Annotated in this window: 12 protein-coding genes; 6 read left to right on the top strand and 6 right to left on the bottom strand. The window is 50.1% G+C overall.

What is annotated here, in order from left to right; translation table 11 throughout:
- Positions 1 to 227 precede the first annotated feature (227 nt).
- Positions 228 to 815, top strand: coding sequence for an RNA polymerase sigma factor (locus tag ABWO75_RS01370; RefSeq protein ID WP_353181793.1), 588 nt, complete (start codon positions 228 to 230; stop codon positions 813 to 815).
- Positions 816 to 836: 21 nt separating this feature from the next.
- Here ABWO75_RS01370 and ABWO75_RS01365 read toward each other — a convergent pair whose 3' ends face one another.
- The 5 genes from ABWO75_RS01365 to ABWO75_RS01345 form a co-directional block, all read right to left on the bottom strand.
- Positions 837 to 1,433, bottom strand: a complete 597-nt coding sequence (locus ABWO75_RS01365; RefSeq protein WP_353181791.1) for a 2'-5' RNA ligase family protein — start codon at positions 1,431 to 1,433, stop codon at positions 837 to 839.
- A 132-nt stretch (positions 1,434 to 1,565) separates the two neighbouring features.
- Positions 1,566 to 3,500 (bottom strand): KUP/HAK/KT family potassium transporter, encoded by a 1,935-nt coding sequence (locus ABWO75_RS01360; RefSeq protein WP_353181789.1) that lies wholly within the window; start codon positions 3,498 to 3,500, stop codon positions 1,566 to 1,568.
- Between the two features lie 38 nt (positions 3,501 to 3,538).
- Positions 3,539 to 3,982, bottom strand: a complete 444-nt coding sequence (locus ABWO75_RS01355) for a DinB family protein (protein WP_353181787.1) — start codon at positions 3,980 to 3,982, stop codon at positions 3,539 to 3,541.
- 12 nt (positions 3,983 to 3,994) lie between these two features.
- Complete coding sequence (locus tag ABWO75_RS01350; RefSeq protein ID WP_353181785.1) at positions 3,995 to 4,738, bottom strand: SDR family oxidoreductase; 744 nt, start codon at positions 4,736 to 4,738, stop codon at positions 3,995 to 3,997.
- Entirely contained in the window at positions 4,738 to 5,814 is a 1,077-nt protein-coding gene (locus ABWO75_RS01345; RefSeq protein WP_353181783.1) for a branched-chain amino acid aminotransferase, read from the bottom strand. The genes ABWO75_RS01350 and ABWO75_RS01345 overlap by 1 nt, the downstream gene beginning before the upstream one ends.
- A gap of 131 nt (positions 5,815 to 5,945) precedes the next feature.
- Between ABWO75_RS01345 and ABWO75_RS01340 the strand changes: the two genes are divergently transcribed.
- Together ABWO75_RS01340 and ABWO75_RS01335 are read left to right on the top strand one after the other, a co-directional pair.
- Positions 5,946 to 7,367 (top strand): aminotransferase-like domain-containing protein, encoded by a 1,422-nt coding sequence (locus tag ABWO75_RS01340; protein WP_353181781.1) that lies wholly within the window; start codon positions 5,946 to 5,948, stop codon positions 7,365 to 7,367.
- Between the two features lie 53 nt (positions 7,368 to 7,420).
- The gene (locus ABWO75_RS01335) at positions 7,421 to 9,472 is read left to right on the top strand and encodes a dipeptidyl-peptidase 3 family protein (RefSeq protein ID WP_353181779.1); all 2,052 of its coding nucleotides are present in this window, start codon (positions 7,421 to 7,423) and stop codon (positions 9,470 to 9,472) included.
- A 146-nt stretch (positions 9,473 to 9,618) separates the two neighbouring features.
- Here ABWO75_RS01335 and ABWO75_RS01330 read toward each other — a convergent pair whose 3' ends face one another.
- A complete protein-coding gene (locus ABWO75_RS01330) occupies positions 9,619 to 10,023 on the bottom strand; it encodes an iron chaperone (RefSeq protein ID WP_353181777.1) in 405 nt (134 codons plus the stop codon).
- Positions 10,024 to 10,252: 229 nt separating this feature from the next.
- On the opposite strand from ABWO75_RS01330, the gene ABWO75_RS01325 reads away from it, so the two are divergent.
- From ABWO75_RS01325 to ABWO75_RS01315, 3 genes are read left to right on the top strand one after another with little or no spacing between them, the layout of a single operon-like run.
- Complete coding sequence (locus ABWO75_RS01325; RefSeq protein WP_353181775.1) at positions 10,253 to 11,185, top strand: amidohydrolase family protein; 933 nt, start codon at positions 10,253 to 10,255, stop codon at positions 11,183 to 11,185.
- The gene (locus tag ABWO75_RS01320; RefSeq protein ID WP_353181773.1) at positions 11,175 to 11,987 is read left to right on the top strand and encodes an amidohydrolase family protein; all 813 of its coding nucleotides are present in this window, start codon (positions 11,175 to 11,177) and stop codon (positions 11,985 to 11,987) included. Before ABWO75_RS01325 ends, ABWO75_RS01320 begins: the two co-directional genes overlap by 11 nt.
- 59 nt (positions 11,988 to 12,046) lie before the next feature.
- A complete protein-coding gene (locus tag ABWO75_RS01315; protein WP_353181771.1) occupies positions 12,047 to 15,262 on the top strand; it encodes a DUF4962 domain-containing protein in 3,216 nt (1,071 codons plus the stop codon).
- Positions 15,263 to 15,286: the final 24 nt, after the last annotated feature.

Genomic DNA, 15,286 nt, shown 5'->3' with positions numbered 1-15,286 from the left:
AACCCCCTGGGTTTTTGCAGTTCGCCGCGAAATCCAGGGGGTTTTCAAAAGTTAAAAATTAATAAAGCCTTTGATTTTCTGAAAATTTTCCTTTGCTTTGAAAAGCATTGGAGTGCACAGGTGAACTTTTAACCCCAAAACCATAGGAGAGCGCATATAGAAAATACGACTACAAGAGAAGAATTACTTATTTGTTGAAAATAGTAAAAAGGCGAAAAGTAGCGTATATGAAGCTTGAACAAAAGACAGACCGGGAGCTTATCCGGCTTTATGTGTCTGGTAACGAAGCGGGATTAGAGGGCTTGATAGACCGATATAAATCCAAGATCTACACATCCATTTATTTACTGGTAAAGGACGAATACCTGGCTGAGGATATTTTCCAGGATACGTTTATCAAAGTGATTAACACCCTCCGGGAAGGGCGGTATAATGACGAGGGAAAATTTTTGCCCTGGGTGGTGCGCATCGCACACAACCTGGTCATTGACCATTACCGGAAGGAACGGCGTGCACCTACCGTGGTGAATGCCGATGGGTTTGATATTTTTGATATTCTCCATTTTGCCGATGAAAGCATGGAAAGCCGGATGATCCGCGAACAGACCTATAAGGACCTGCGTAAAATGATCCAACTGCTTCCCGACGACCAAAAGGAAGTGCTTATTATGCGGCATTATGGCGAAATGAGCTTTAAGGAAATCGCCGACGTCACCGAGGTTAGCATTAATACGGCATTGGGCCGGATGCGTTATGCGCTTAACAACCTGCGCAAGATGATGTACGGTAAGGAACTGGCCGTCCGTATCGGATAACCACTGGATCAGCAACGCCGGTTAATTAAATAACTTTCCCTGTGTCAGACGCGGCACCGGGCCGCCGAATGTAAACCGTTGTACGCTGCGGTATGCATTCGTACCTACGCGCCGTTTAAGCAGCAGCATTTCCTTGGCCCGGAAACCTCCGTTATAGGGTATGCGGCTCCAGATGGCCCAGGCCATGTCGCATTGGGTTGGGGTAAGGCGCCGGGCAATGGTAATGTGCGGCTTTGTAACAAAAAACGGAGTACCCCCTCTCTTGCTATACACATACGGCTTAAGTTCTGCTTTCCGGTTGGATACGATGTCCAGAATGGGTGATCTGTTTTTCACATCGATGTATAACGCATGGCCGAAATTACCGAATCCCTGCAATTCAATGCCAAAAGGGGCAACCGTGGCCGATATGGCTTTTAGCTTCCGGATGATCAGCTGTTCATAGCTTTCGTATTGCAGGCACCGCATCAGCGTGAGGTGCGCTTTAGTGATAATGGCGTTTTCAAAACGGTGACGCTGCTTAAAAAGCCGTTTTAATGATTGAATTTGCTGCCTGACCCCCGGTTCCGGTTCAATAATCAGGAGGTACTCGTTCAGATTTAGCCCGTGGAATTCCATAATGACCTGTGTTAATGCTAATATTTTTAGTAAAAATAAAAACAAAAAAACACATGTCAAAATTTTTAGCATACTTTTCCCTGGCCGCAGCTGGAATTAGCCCGGATAGTCAATTAGGGATGTATAGCCGTTTTATTTTACCCGTTTCAGTTTGATGGAACGCGAAACAGTCGGTGCAATCAGGGGGACCCGTTCGACTGTTACAAAGCTGGAGTCCAGGCCAAATCCTTTTTCGTCCGACAGGCTGAATTTTCTCAGCACGCTGTAAATATCCAATACAATACGTTCGGCAAAGCTGAACGACGCGCTGTTGGATATCACTTTTTCCAGGACAACAAAGCGGAAGTCGCCATCCATGTTCCGTTTCCGCAGCGTATCGAAGTTGCTCCGGATATCCACTTCATGGTTGGCAATCAGGTCCTGTACCACCCTCCTGAATAATAGGCTGATACGCTGCTCGTCGCGGAACCCAAGGCGGAAATCAATGCGGATCAATTTTCCGGGGACCAAGTGGGTTACTTTGTACTCGCCGGTATAGGGTGCATCGGTTACGTCCACGTGAACCAACCAGTAGATATCGGCCCGTTTCGGTTTTTTTCGGAGAATCGAATAAATGATCTTTTCTTCGATTTCCGATTCAAAGTTGGCGCTGGTCAGGTAAACCAGCTGCGAGGCGTACAGCGGTACGGATTTATCTGACCCGAGCTCGGCGAGCACGTTGTAGTAGTCTTTAATTTCGACAAAGCGGGTGTGCCGGTTTTTAATTTTCCGGGCCCACCACCAGCAAAGCATGACGCTGAAAAGCAGCGCGGTGATCAATACCGTGAGCCAGCCCCCGTGCGAAAACTTGGATACGTTGCCAAAGAGGAAGCTGATCTCAATGGCGAGGTAAAATAGCAGAAAGGCATAGGATAGGTATGCGGGTATCCGCTTATGCAGTAAAAATACGGTCATGAGTACCGTCGTAACAATAAAGCTCAGGTTGATGGCCAGCCCGTAGGCTGCTTCCATTTTGGCTGACTCGCCGAAAATAAGGATAACAAGAATACAGCCGATCAGCAGGATCCAGTTGGCCGAGGGTACGTATAACTGTCCTTTAAGCATATTGGGGTGTACAATACGGACTTTCGGCCAGACGTTGAGCCGCACCGCCTCGGAAACCAGGGTAAATGCGCCGGTAATCATGGCCTGGCTTGCTATGATCGCCGCGGCGGTGGCTATGGAGATGCCAAACGGTAAAAACCAGGGTGGCATGATCTGGTAAAATGGGTTGCCTGACGACGATGCTTCGCTGCTGAGCAGCCAGGCTCCCTGTCCGAAATAGTTGAGCAGGAGACACAGCTTTACAAAGATCCAGGAAATGCGGATGTTGCGGCGGCCGCAATGCCCCATGTCCGAATACAAAGCCTCGGCACCGGTGGTACAGAGGAATACGGCACCGATGATAAACAGCGCGTTCGGGTGCTCGATGATCAACTGAATGGCATACCAGGGGTTAATGGCCCGGAATATCCCAGGGGCATGCCACAATTGGGTTAGTCCGACAAACGCCATCATGCTGAACCATAATAGCATAACCGGACCGAAAATACGGCCGATGACGGCTGTACCGAAACGCTGGAGCATAAACAGGCAGCCAACGATGGCCAGTACAATAGGCATGGTCTGCAGGCCGGGGTAGAAAATATCCAGCCCCTCAACGGCCGACGAAATGGTAATGGCCGGCGTAATCATGCCATCGGCCAGCAGGGCCGCGCCACCAAGGATTGCAGGGAAAACCACCCATTTTCCCTGCTTCCGTACCAGGGAATACAGCGAAAGTATACCGCCTTCCCCTTTATTGTCCGCCCGAAGGGTAATAATGACGTATTTTAGTGTGGTCTGCAGGGTTAACGTCCAGAATATACAGGATAGCCCGCCATAAATCAGCGCGCTGTCCAATACACCCTGACTGACAATGGCTTTAAATACATACAATGGCGAAGTGCCAATGTCGCCATAAATAATGCCCAGTGCAATAAGCAGTCCACCTGCAGATAACGACTGTTTTACTTTACCGGCGTTCATCGCTTCAAATTTGATGGCAAACTTAGCGTATTTTCCGGTTATCTTTTATATAAAATATAATCGGTTGCCAGGGGCTCCAGCCCACTTTGCCTCAAATCGGTTGCAATTTGTCCACGGTGATAGGTAGCATGGTTAACCGTGTGGAACAGGATATCCTGCGTCGTATTGCTGAATATGCCGCCCCGGGTTGTCGCATACTGGATCACCGCATCCAGGTCGCGTCCGGCAATAATGGATTGCGTGTCGCGGTAATTGCGGAGGTTCAGTGGTGCGAAATCTTCCGGCGTGTGGGTGTGCCAGACACCGAAGTCGCTCGGTTCACCCAGGATTCTGCTATTCCAGATGTGCTGCGCATTGAGAACATGACTGAATAGCTGAACGGTCCGGACGCTCACACGGTCGGCATGGCCGGCAATGTACGCCGCCAGCTGCTGGTTGCAATGGTGATTGTAAGAGAACAGTTCGCTGAAAAATGCATTCATGGTTTGATTTGTTTATATGCCGCCACTGACGTCAATAAAGCTCCCGGTAGTGTAGGACGATTTTTCGGAAATGAGCCATAAAATGGCTTCGGCTACTTCAGTAGCATGTCCGCCCCGCCTCATGGGTACACGCTCCTTAATCCGGTCTACCCGGCCTGCTTCGCCGCCATCTGTATGAATGTCGGTGTAAATGAGTGAAGGACGCACCGCGTTTACGCGGATACCTTCTGCGGCCACCTCTTTTGACAAGCCGACGGTAAACGTGTCCAGCCCGCCCTTGGAGGCAGCATAATCGATGTATTCGTTGGGTGAACCGGTCTTGGCGGCAATGGAAGACACGTTGACGATAACACCCCCTCTGCCACCGTATTTAGTGGACATCCGCTTGACTGCCTCGCGGGCACAGCACATCGGGCCGAGGAGGTTCGCTTTAACGATGCGTTCCATGCGTTCCATCGTCAGGTGTTCCAACCGCATCTGTTGTTCGAGGATGCCGGCATTGTTGACCAGCGCATATATAGTGCCCAGCTGCCGTTCGGTTTCGCTAAATAGCCGCAGGATATCCGGCTCCCGCGTAATGTCGGCGTGGATAGCGACGGCCCGGCCACCGTTATGGATGATCTGTTCGGCCACAGCCTCAGCGGCAGACCTGTTTTTGTGATAGTTTATGCTTACGGCGTACCCTTGGCGCGCAGCCAGTAGGGCTGTTGCCGCGCCGATGCCGCGGCTCGCGCCGGTGATCAGTATCGTTTTCATTACTGCGGTACGGTCTGAATGATATAATTCCAATAATACGAATCTTTTTTCGTTCCGGTGTGAAGGGCCTGCAACTCATTTTTCAATCGGTACATCAGTGTATCGGGACCAACGGATGGATAATACGTTTTCCCCAGGATGTCAATTACCTCGATGGGCGATACCATGGCGGCCGTCCCCGCACCGAACGCTTCGACTGTTTTCCCGGAGCGGAATGCTTTTTCCAACGCTTTATAGCTGATTTTTCGTTCCTCAACGGATATGCCTCCGGCACGCGCCAGCGTGAGCAGGGAGTCGCGCGTAACCCCGTCGAGGATGCTGTCGGACAGCGGCGGCGTGACGAGTACGCCGTCAATAATAAAAAAAACATTCATGGTGCCGGATTCCTCGATAAATTCGTGATACGTGGCGTCAGTCCACAGCACTTGGTCAAAACCGCTGGATTTTGCCTGCTGTGCCGGATAAAATGCGGCTCCGTAATTGCCTCCGCATTTCGCTGCGCCGGTTCCGCCCCGGGCAGCGCGGGAAAACCCGGTTTCGACCTTCACTTTCAAATTACCTGTATAGTAATCGGCCATGGGCATCGCAACGACGATGAAAAGATATTCCTCGGATATTTTGACCCCTAAACGCGGCTCGGTAGCGACAACCAATGGCCGCAGGTATAATGAGGTGCCCGGTTTTGCGGGTACCCACTGTTGTTCCAGTTCAACCAGGTGATGCAGCGCGCCAATAAACAGGGCTTCCGGAACGGCAGGCATCCCCATACGTTCAAGCGACTTATTAAGCCGTGTATGGTGCTTGTGCGGCCGGAATAGCTGGATGTGGCCGGCTGTCGCGCGGTATGCCTTTAACCCTTCAAATACGGTTTGGCCGTAATGCAGGCCCAGGGCAATCGGACTGATGGTCAAATCGCCAAATGGCACGATCTGCGGATTTTGCCAGTTGCCATCACGGAATGTCGCTGTAAACATATGGTCGGTTGGCGTGGCCCCGAAAACCAGGTGGTCAAAATCCAGCGCCGTTATCCGGCTTTGCCGGGTGCGGGTAATGGGGATTGAAGTTAATGTATCCATAAAACGCATTCATTTATCGGTGAATAAATTTGTTAATCCATTGATGTGTATCGCAAAAATGGATGAAAGTTTTTGACCTATACAGACACAATTTTGTTATTTTTGAGCATAACAGATTTTACGACAGCACCATGAAAAAGGACTTGCTATACCTGCGGATTGCCAAGAATATGGAACATCAGATTCAGCATAACGTATTGAAGGTAGGGGATCAGCTGCCTTCTATCCGTACGATGTGCCGGGAGTATGGCGTAAGCATGAGTACCGTACTTCAGGCTTATTATGATCTGGTAGGTAAAGGATTGATCGAGTCGCGGCCGCAATCGGGCTATTATGTTTCGTATTCTCACCGGAAATTTCCAACGGCACCCGAAACAAGTAATCCCGTCGGTACACCCGGTGTTCAGGAAACAACTGCATTGATCAGCCGCGTATATGCCAACCTGGGATCGCATCACGACCTGTCATTTTCAGTGGGCGTACCCTCACCCGCATTATTGCCGGTAGCCAAAATCAACAAAGCGCTGGTGAATGCCATGCGCAGCCTGCCGGCCGGGGGTACGTTATACGATGATATCCAGGGTAGCAGCCGGTTACGCAGGCAGATTGCACGGACGGCCTTTTCATGGGGAGGCAAGCTCGAGGAGCAGGACCTGGTTACCACGGCGGGATGCATGAATGCACTGGCATATTCACTGATGGCGCTGACCGTGCATGGCGATACCATAGTAACGGAGAGCCCGGTATACCTGGGCGTACTGCAGCTCGCGCAAAGCCTGGGATTGCGTGTGCTTGAACTGCCCACCAATCCGATTACCGGGATTGAAATCGATGCACTGAAAAAGACACTGGAAACGGAAAAGGTTAAACTCTGCCTGTTGACGAGTAATTTCAGCAACCCATTGGGTAGCTGTATGCCGGACGAACACAAAAGAGAGGTGGTGTTGTTGATGGAAAAGCACGGTATCCCCTTAATTGAAGACGACCTCTATGCCGACATTTATTTCGGTCATCATCGGCCGAAATCATGCAAAACGTACGACGAAAGCGGCATTGTGCTTTGGTGCGGGTCGGTATCAAAAACACTGGCACCCGGCTACCGGGTAGGCTGGGTGGCGCCTGGCAGGTTCAGGGATCAGGTGATGCGCACTAAGCTTTACCATTCGGTTTCCTCGGCCACCCTGCCCCAGGAAGCCATTGCCAATTTTCTGGAAACAGGCCGGTATGAGAACCACTTACGGAAATTGAGAAGTACGCTCTATGCGAACCTGTTGCAGTACCTGCGCGCGATCAGCACGTACTTTCCTGAAGGAACGAAGGTAAGCCGGCCACAGGGGGGCTTTTTACTGTGGGTAGAGCTGCCCAAACAGCTAGATGCCGTACAGCTATATGAATCAGCATTACGTTATAATATCAGCATTGCCCCGGGTAGAATGTTTACATTGCAGCATCAATACCATAATTGCCTGCGACTGAGCTATGGTATATTATGGAACGATCAGGTGGAAGCAGGACTGCGCACGCTCGGAAAATTGGCCAAAAGAATGGTTTGATAAGTAAAAAAAACTAATTTTGATCCCATCATCATTACATTATAACAATGCATATGGGAAAATTAGGGATGTTATTCACAGGAGCTTCATGTGTGGCCGGCCTGCTGGCCTGCCAATCACCCGACAAATCAGCAGTCGACACGTCTGCTGAATCGGAAATCAAGATCGATCAATTCGCCGATTTAGAGATATTACGGTATGACGTGCCGGGTTGGGACGCACTGCGCCTGGAACAGAAAAAACTGGCTTATTACCTGTACCAGGCCGGCCTGTCGGGCCGCGATATCATTTATGACCAGCGAGGAAAATACAACTTGACTATCCGGAAAACGCTCGAAGCGATCTGGAATAATCCGGACACGGAAAAAAAGGGCGATGAATGGGAAAAATTCAGGACCTACAGCGGTCGCGTCTGGTTCAGTAACGGCAACCACCACCACTATTCGAATGACAAATTCGTGCCGGAATGCTCGTTTGATTATTTTGCGGCGCTGGTAAAAGCCTGCGACCCCGCAACCCTTCCTTTGCAGGAGGGCGAAACGGTAGACGCATTTGTGAACCGGCTTCAGCCGATCATATTTGATCCGAAGGTAGACCCCAAAATGGTAAATCTTACAGCCGGTATAGACCACGTGGCGCAATCGTCGAATAATTTTTATGAAGGGGTAACGCAACAGGAGGTGGAAGCGTTTTACGCCGGATTTCCGGATACCGGGCGTGATCCTGAATGGGGACTGAACAGCAAAGTTGTTAAGGAAGGCGGTCGGCTGACCGAACGGGTATGGCGATCGGGCGGTATGTACGGGGCGGCCATAGACCAAGTCATTTTCTGGCTGCAGAAAGCCATTCCGCTGGCGGAAAACGATCAGCAGAAAGCGGCACTCACGCTGCTGGCGGAGTATTACCGTACCGGCGATTTAAAGACATGGGATGAATACAATAAGGCTTGGGTACAGGATACAACAGGAACGATTGACTTTGCCAATGGCTTCATTGAAGTGTATAACGACGCCATTGGTGTTAAGGGCAGTTACGAAGCGGTATTGTCGTTGAAGGATTTCGAGAGTACCGAACGCATTCAGGCGATTGCGAATGAAGCCCAGTGGTTTGAGGATCATTCTCCCTTGCAGCCCGAACATAAGAAAAAGGAAGTAAAGGGCATCAGCGCGAAAGCAATCACGGTAATTGCCGAGGCAGGCGATGCGGCACCGAGTACGCCCATTGGCATTAACTTGCCCAATTCGGACTGGCTGCGGAAAGAATATGGTTCCAAATCCGTGTCTTTAAGCAATATTGTGCATGCGTATAACGAGAGTAGTGCGAATAGCGGATTTCTTGAGGAATTTGTGGGCGACCAGGCAAAACTGGAACGCATGAAACAATATGGTACACTGTCCAGCGACCTGCATACTGACATGCATGAATGTATCGGGCATGCTTCGGGTCAGATCAACCCTGGCGTAGGTACGCCGGATAAGACACTGAAGAGTTATGCCTCCTGCCTGGAGGAAGCCCGTGCTGACCTGGTTGCGCTGTACTATATCCTGGATCCCAAACTCGTCGAAATCGGCGTGATGCCAACCCTTGAAGTGGGTAAGGCTGAGTACGACAGTTACATGATGAATGGCCTGATGACGCAACTGTCGCGCCTGAAACTCGGCGATGATATTGAAGAGGCACACATGCGTAACCGGGCGCTGAATGCGTACTGGGTGTATGAAAAAGGTAAAGCCGACAACGTCGTTTCGTTTGAAAAAAAGGATGGGAAGACCTATGTGCAGGTGAACGATTATGATCAATTGCGCGTATTGTTTGGTGAATTGCTCCGGGAGATACAACGGATCAAATCGGAAGGTGATTATGAAGCAGGGAAAAACCTGGTGGAAACCTACGGCGTAAAGGTAAACCGGGAACTGCATGAGGAAGTGCTTGGCCGTTACGCCAAATTGAATCTGCGGCCCTATAAGGGCTTTGTCCAGCCGCGCCTGGTAGCGGTGGAGGAAAACGGTGAAATCGTGGATGTACGGCTGGAATACGTTACCTCGTTCGTTGACCAGATGCTGGAGTACGGTAAAAATTATTCGCTTTTGCCGGCGGTAAACTAAATACGGCAGTCGAAAATAACGCCGGTATATGGTTTCCATATACCGGCGTTTTCTTTATGGGCATACGGGGTGTATTGCGGATGCACTTCCAATGTGATACATCCGGCGTACCTGCCTGAAACCGGATCTGCACTGTCGGCCCGCCGTTATTTTTTGTTTTTTTTCGTTGTCTTTTGCTTTTCAATAGCTAGGTTTTCGGCTATCCGTTCTTCGACAAGCCGAGTGATGAGTTTCCGTGGAAACGGCTCGTCCCAGGGGAATTGGATTCCTCCCTTGGTGAGCTTGTATGCCGCTAATTGATCTCTGAATGTTTCTTTCATGGCCGAACTTACCGGGTAGAGCGCCCAATGGTTTTTCCATGCACCAAAATAAATCAACACACCATGGTAACGGTAGGCCGGAAGTTGGTAGCTGATGGATTCCTCAACCCCCGGGATCGCATTTTTAATGATGGCCCTAACCTGCTCGAGTGTGGCCCGCTGGGCACTATCCGGAATGGAAGCGATATATTCCTCCACATTGTTGGCTTTGTTTGTTTGGATATTTTCCATTGTATTTGGAGTTAATAGGCGCCATGCCTATACAAATATAGGCGGTATTGCAGTGTATCGAAGTGGGAAAATATGCCAACATAGGGGGTGATTCACGACAAGGAGTGGTGATTGGGCCGATGCTTTTAGTTAAATTTCAGTTTGGAGGGGGACTTTTGTTTCATATTCGGTCATATCAATAGCGTGGACTGGTGATCAAGACAGTAAATCTAAAATCAAAGGAATCAGCATGAAGTTAAACCGAAGAAATTTTCTGGGTACGGGTGGCCTGGCTTTGCTCGGGGCCTCCCTCTCAGGAGTTAGCTGCAGTGAACCGTCCGGCGCGTCGGCGGATAATGCTGCAGGGACCTTTCAGCCGGAAGGCTGGAAAAAACTATTACAGGAGTCCAGCAAATATCCCAAACTGGATGCCCATAACCACATCTGGGAAGGCAGCAATGCAGACCAGATTAATGAAAGCTGCGAGCTGCTTGGTATTACAAGGGCGGCATGTTCCATTCCCGGAGGTAAAACACCGGAAGAAATCCGGGTAAATAATGACGCCATTATCAAAGGTATGAAGGCCTACCCCCAGCGGATTATGGGCCAGTGCTATATTGATCCCCGTTTCAAAAAAGAAGCGCTTGATGAAATTGACCGTTGCGTAGACCAGGGCATGGTGATGCTCGGCGAGCTGTATGACAGCGTCAGGATCAGCGACCCACTGTACTACCCGATTGTGGAACGGTGCATCAAGCATCGGATTCCGATGATGCTGCATGGCGTAACCACACTGGGAAACTGGCGCCCGGGTTACCTGCCAACCAATCCGCCGAACTCCTCCCTGCCGGATGATTTTGTGGAAATCGGTAACCGATATCCAGAGGCGATGATTATCTGCGGCCATATCGGCGGAGGAGGGAACTGGGAATACATGTGCAGGGTACTGCAGCATGCGCCTTCTGTCTTTTTGGATACCAGCGGCAGTGTCAGTGATGAAGGTATGATTGACATGGCTGTACAGTACCTGGGGGTAGACCGGTTGCTCTTTGCCACCGATATGAATTACGAAACAGGAGTGGGGAAGATTATGTGGGCGAACCTAACCGAATCTGACCGGAAAAAAGTGTTTTTCGAAAACTTCAATAACTTATTAAGAAAGGCTGGTAACCATGTTAATTGATATAAGCGGCTATACGGGCCACTGGCCTTTCCGGAACCTCAGGGGAAATACGATAGCCGGTCTGCTTGCCCGGATGAATCGGTTTGGCGTAGATAAAACCATTGTTTCGAATCTCAATGGTATCTTTTATGTTGATTCCCAGATCGGCAATGAAGAATTACATAACGAACTTCAGTTGGATGCCGCCTTTAAGGATCGTTTCATCCCTTTTGCGACAATGAATCCGGTATTGCCCTGGTGGCAGGACTCCCTGAAAATATGCCATGAGGAATATGGCATGAAAGGTATCCGGATTTACCCCGTTTACCACGATTATAAGCTGACGGACAGCCGGTGCATTGCCATGATAGCGGCAGCGCGTGACCGTGGGATGCCCGTATCGATCGCACTGCGAATGACTGACCTGCGGGAACGGTCGTGGCTGGATGTAGATAAGGCGTTGAATTACAATGATATTGCTGAGGTGATAAACCAAGTGCCTGACGCCCAGTTTATGGTACTGGATGCACGGATTACCGACGATCAGGAGGCTACTTCCCCCGATGCGTTGGCTGTTTTAAAGCGGGCCGATGTCCTGTTCGATACCTCCAGGGGCAGCGGCGTTCCGGTAAAGGGACCTAACAGTGAAAGCCTCCGTTACCTGGTCAGCAATTTTGGCGCAGAACGGATAGCCTTCGGAACGGAAACCCCGTTTGTGGATTATTGTTCGCCCTTTTTCAGACTGGGTGTATTTGAGGAACTCAACGAAACGGAAAGGGAATTGGTATGGTCGGGTAATGCCCGCCGTATGCTTAAGATCTGACAGCAATCCACGGTTTACAGATCGTATCTTGATTTTTGAAAAATATAAGCCTCATAAATATGAAAAAACACATAGCACTTTACTTTTTTTCCAGCCTTTGCTGGCTGGGTGTATTGGGCCAGGAAAGCATTGACCGGGTACCCTATGAATTGTTCAACGATTTTGAAACCGGGGAGCTTTTCGGGTGGGAAACGTATCCCTATGCGCAGGATATCGCCTTTGACGCGCTGTATGCGGCCGCAAAGTCGCCCACGCATAATGATAGCAAATACGCCCTTGCAAGGCCTTTTAAGGCACATGACACGAATGAACTGTACCAGGGCTTTACGCGCCGGTTAAACATGTATACCACATCCGATACCCGGGTTAGGGCCGCTGTATATTTTCAGAGCGATCGGGATGCGGGGTCTTTGGAGCTTTCGATCGGCACATTTGACGGTAGGCGGTATCGCTATCACATCGCCAATCCCAAAGCCAATACCTGGCTCGAACTTGATATTCCCATTGCCGACTTTAAACTGAATAACGAGTCGCTTAAAGCGGGTGAACACATCCAGGTGATTACATTGAAAGGTACTTATCCCGTGGTGAATTACCTTTTTACGTATACCATCCTAATGGATGATTTCAAGATCAACGGCATGCGTGATCGCCGGTTCGTTGCGGATAATCCGGTGTCAACAAACCTGGAAATGTTTGACGAGACCATACTCGATAAACATTTTTTTTATGGGGAAACTATCGGACTTAGCGTATCCCCAGAAGGAGATGCGAACCTGAATGAGGTAACAGGTACCCTGCTCGACAGTCGCGGACAGGTAATAAAAGAGCGTATCCGGTTTACGAAAACGGGTAATCAATGGACAAATAACGCCATCTATAAACTGCGTGGCAACGACGCGCGCGGACAATGGGAAATTCGATTACGGGGAACCGGTGCTCAGGGTGGTGAAATGAATCACGCGCTGCACTTCCTTGTGCCGGGTAACCGAGTCAACCAGCACCCGCGACTTTATTTTTCTGCTGAGGAACTGGCCCAGAAACTGGCAGGAGAAAAATCTCCGGTTGCCAAAAAAATTCTTGATCAGGCGCTGGCCCACAAAGACTTCATGGACGTTGATGTAGATGCCATAGAAGAAGGCGTAGACCGTACAGAAGAGAACCTGGTGGGTGGGCCCCATGCTAAGAATTCAGTTGGATTTGATGCATATGCCGCTTGGAATGGGCCAAACAGCAAGTTGGCACGGGTTATTGAGGAGGGTAGCTTCTACTATGCATTCACGGGCGATAAAGCGGCGGGGGAGCAGGCGAAGAAGGCGTTGCTGAAACTTTGTTCTTTTTCTAAATGGAATGCGGACTGGATGCTGACAAGGAAGTTCTGGACGTATTATCCTGTCGGCTATACCATTAAACCGGTCGCTTATGGATATGATATGCTTTATGATTTGCTAGACGAATCGGAACGGGCGCTGGTAAGGAAGGCGATTATGGATAAGGGCTTGAATCTATTCTACAGGGACATGGTTGAAATGAACCGCATGCCCTCCAATCAGACCAATCACATTGCCGTATTGGTTGCCGGCTTTGGACTTGCAGCCACGGCTATATACGGCGATGATCCGGCTAACCCTTACCTGGAACCCATCCTCTCTGGTATTATTACGAAAACAAGGACTTTTATGGACCGGACGTATTACCAGGATGGTAGCTACGGGGAACCCAAAACAGGGTATATGCATATGGCAAGCCGTGACCTGGCTGAACTGCTGCCCGCGCTCGAACGTAATTTCGGGGTGGATTTAACGACCACGACTAACTTTGAAAACTTCTATAAGTATCCGATGCAGGCCAGTTTTTCCAACGGGCTGATGCAGGATTATGGAGATGGGGGCGGGACAAATGGTTCACGCGTAGACCTGGGGGCCCAGGACCATGCCTGGTGGCTCGTTAACCGGACCAAAAACCCGTATATCTACAATTATGTCAAACCATTCTGGGAGGCCGGCAAAGGGGGGTATCTCAGTTACCTCTGGTATCGCGATGATATTACACCCATCTCCCGCGAAACGTTGCCAAGTTCTAAATTTTTCTCTGCACAGGGGATGGTTATGCGTTCCGGGTGGGACGACGGTTCAACGATTATCTCTACACGGGTAGGCCCGAACTCCAATCATTATCACTATGACCAGGGCAGTTTCCAGATCATGAAAAATGGCGAGCCGCTGTTAACAGACCCGGCATACGGGCCACTTGGGTATTACGCTAACCTTGAATACCTGAGTTATCACGTGCAGGCGATCGCACATAACGTGATGCTCGTAGACCATGACCCCGAAAGCCAGGAGCCGGCGGATTATGACAATGGGATTAAGGCGCTGCGGGACTGGCCGCGGGTTCAACGGCGCTTCAATGGCAAATACGCCGACGGGATAACAAGCGACCTCAGTTCGGTATATAAGGGTAAACTGGAAAAATACAACCGTACACTGCTGTATACGAAAACCGGGCCTTTATTTCTTTTTGACGAGGTGAAGAGCAAATCGCCGGAAGGGCACGTATACAGCTGGATGTTCCACACGCCACCCAATGACGGCGAACAGGCAACGGTTAGCTACGAAGCGGGACACATGACGGTCGTCCGGCCGAAATCAAGGCTGACCATGGATGTGGTGTCACCGGAGATTGTATCTGCTAAAAGCTACGATAAAGGCGTTGGAAAAGTGTTTTATGAATCGTTCCTGGCACTTGCCAGCAAACCGGCATTGCAGGAAGTTAATTTCCTGGCGGTCATGCTTCCGGAAGGTAAGCCGGAGAATGGCGCTTTTGGTGACAGCCCGGTGACCACGCCGCTGGCCATTCCGGGCTGGGCTGCCGTGAAAATAGCACATGCTGCAGGGTCGGACGTTGGATTCTTTAAGACCGGGAACACCGAAAAGGCAGGGGAATTTGTTACCGATGCAGGAAAATTTACGGTGTCTTATGACAAGGCCGGTACACTACGCATGGTTTATTTTGAAGGCTCGTCGATCACCGGTCATGGTATTGGCGTGACTGCGGACCAACCGGTTATTGGTACGCTGGCTAAGCACGATGCCACTGCTGAACTCGAAATTAAATCTGAATCGGGCTGCAGCATACAGGTCGCGCTATCCGGTAAACCGGCAGCTGTACAACTGGACGGAAAAGCATTTAAGGATTGGCAATACGATAGCGCAGCCAACCGATTAACGGCTAAGCTGCCTGCAGGCACTGTAATATTGGAAATAAACCAGTAATGGCGGCGCGATTCATCCAGCGCG

It is taken from the genome of Parapedobacter lycopersici (genome assembly GCF_040395035.1).
Taxonomy (GTDB): Bacteria; Bacteroidota; Bacteroidia; order Sphingobacteriales; family Sphingobacteriaceae; genus Parapedobacter; species Parapedobacter lycopersici_A.
Note: the sequence above shows the minus strand (reverse complement) of the source record. Positions and strands in the feature narration are given on the sequence as shown.

Excerpts from the sequence above, each read along its gene's own strand:
- ABWO75_RS01325 (WP_353181775.1), top strand. The coding sequence starts at position 10,253 with ATGAAGTTAAACCGAAGAAATTTTCTGGGTACGGGTGGCCTGGCTTTG.
- ABWO75_RS01360 (WP_353181789.1), bottom strand. The coding sequence starts at position 3,500 with ATGAACGCCGGTAAAGTAAAACAGTCGTTATCTGCAGGTGGACTGCTT.
- ABWO75_RS01330 (WP_353181777.1), bottom strand. The coding sequence starts at position 10,023 with ATGGAAAATATCCAAACAAACAAAGCCAACAATGTGGAGGAATATATC.
- ABWO75_RS01370 (WP_353181793.1), top strand. The coding sequence starts at position 228 with ATGAAGCTTGAACAAAAGACAGACCGGGAGCTTATCCGGCTTTATGTG.
- ABWO75_RS01340 (WP_353181781.1), top strand. The coding sequence starts at position 5,946 with ATGAAAAAGGACTTGCTATACCTGCGGATTGCCAAGAATATGGAACAT.
- ABWO75_RS01350 (WP_353181785.1), bottom strand. The coding sequence starts at position 4,738 with ATGAAAACGATACTGATCACCGGCGCGAGCCGCGGCATCGGCGCGGCA.
- ABWO75_RS01315 (WP_353181771.1), top strand. The coding sequence starts at position 12,047 with ATGAAAAAACACATAGCACTTTACTTTTTTTCCAGCCTTTGCTGGCTG.
- ABWO75_RS01335 (WP_353181779.1), top strand. The coding sequence starts at position 7,421 with ATGGGAAAATTAGGGATGTTATTCACAGGAGCTTCATGTGTGGCCGGC.
- ABWO75_RS01355 (WP_353181787.1), bottom strand. The coding sequence starts at position 3,982 with ATGAATGCATTTTTCAGCGAACTGTTCTCTTACAATCACCATTGCAAC.
- ABWO75_RS01320 (WP_353181773.1), top strand. The coding sequence starts at position 11,175 with ATGTTAATTGATATAAGCGGCTATACGGGCCACTGGCCTTTCCGGAAC.
- ABWO75_RS01365 (WP_353181791.1), bottom strand. The coding sequence starts at position 1,433 with ATGGAATTCCACGGGCTAAATCTGAACGAGTACCTCCTGATTATTGAA.
- ABWO75_RS01345 (WP_353181783.1), bottom strand. The coding sequence starts at position 5,814 with ATGGATACATTAACTTCAATCCCCATTACCCGCACCCGGCAAAGCCGG.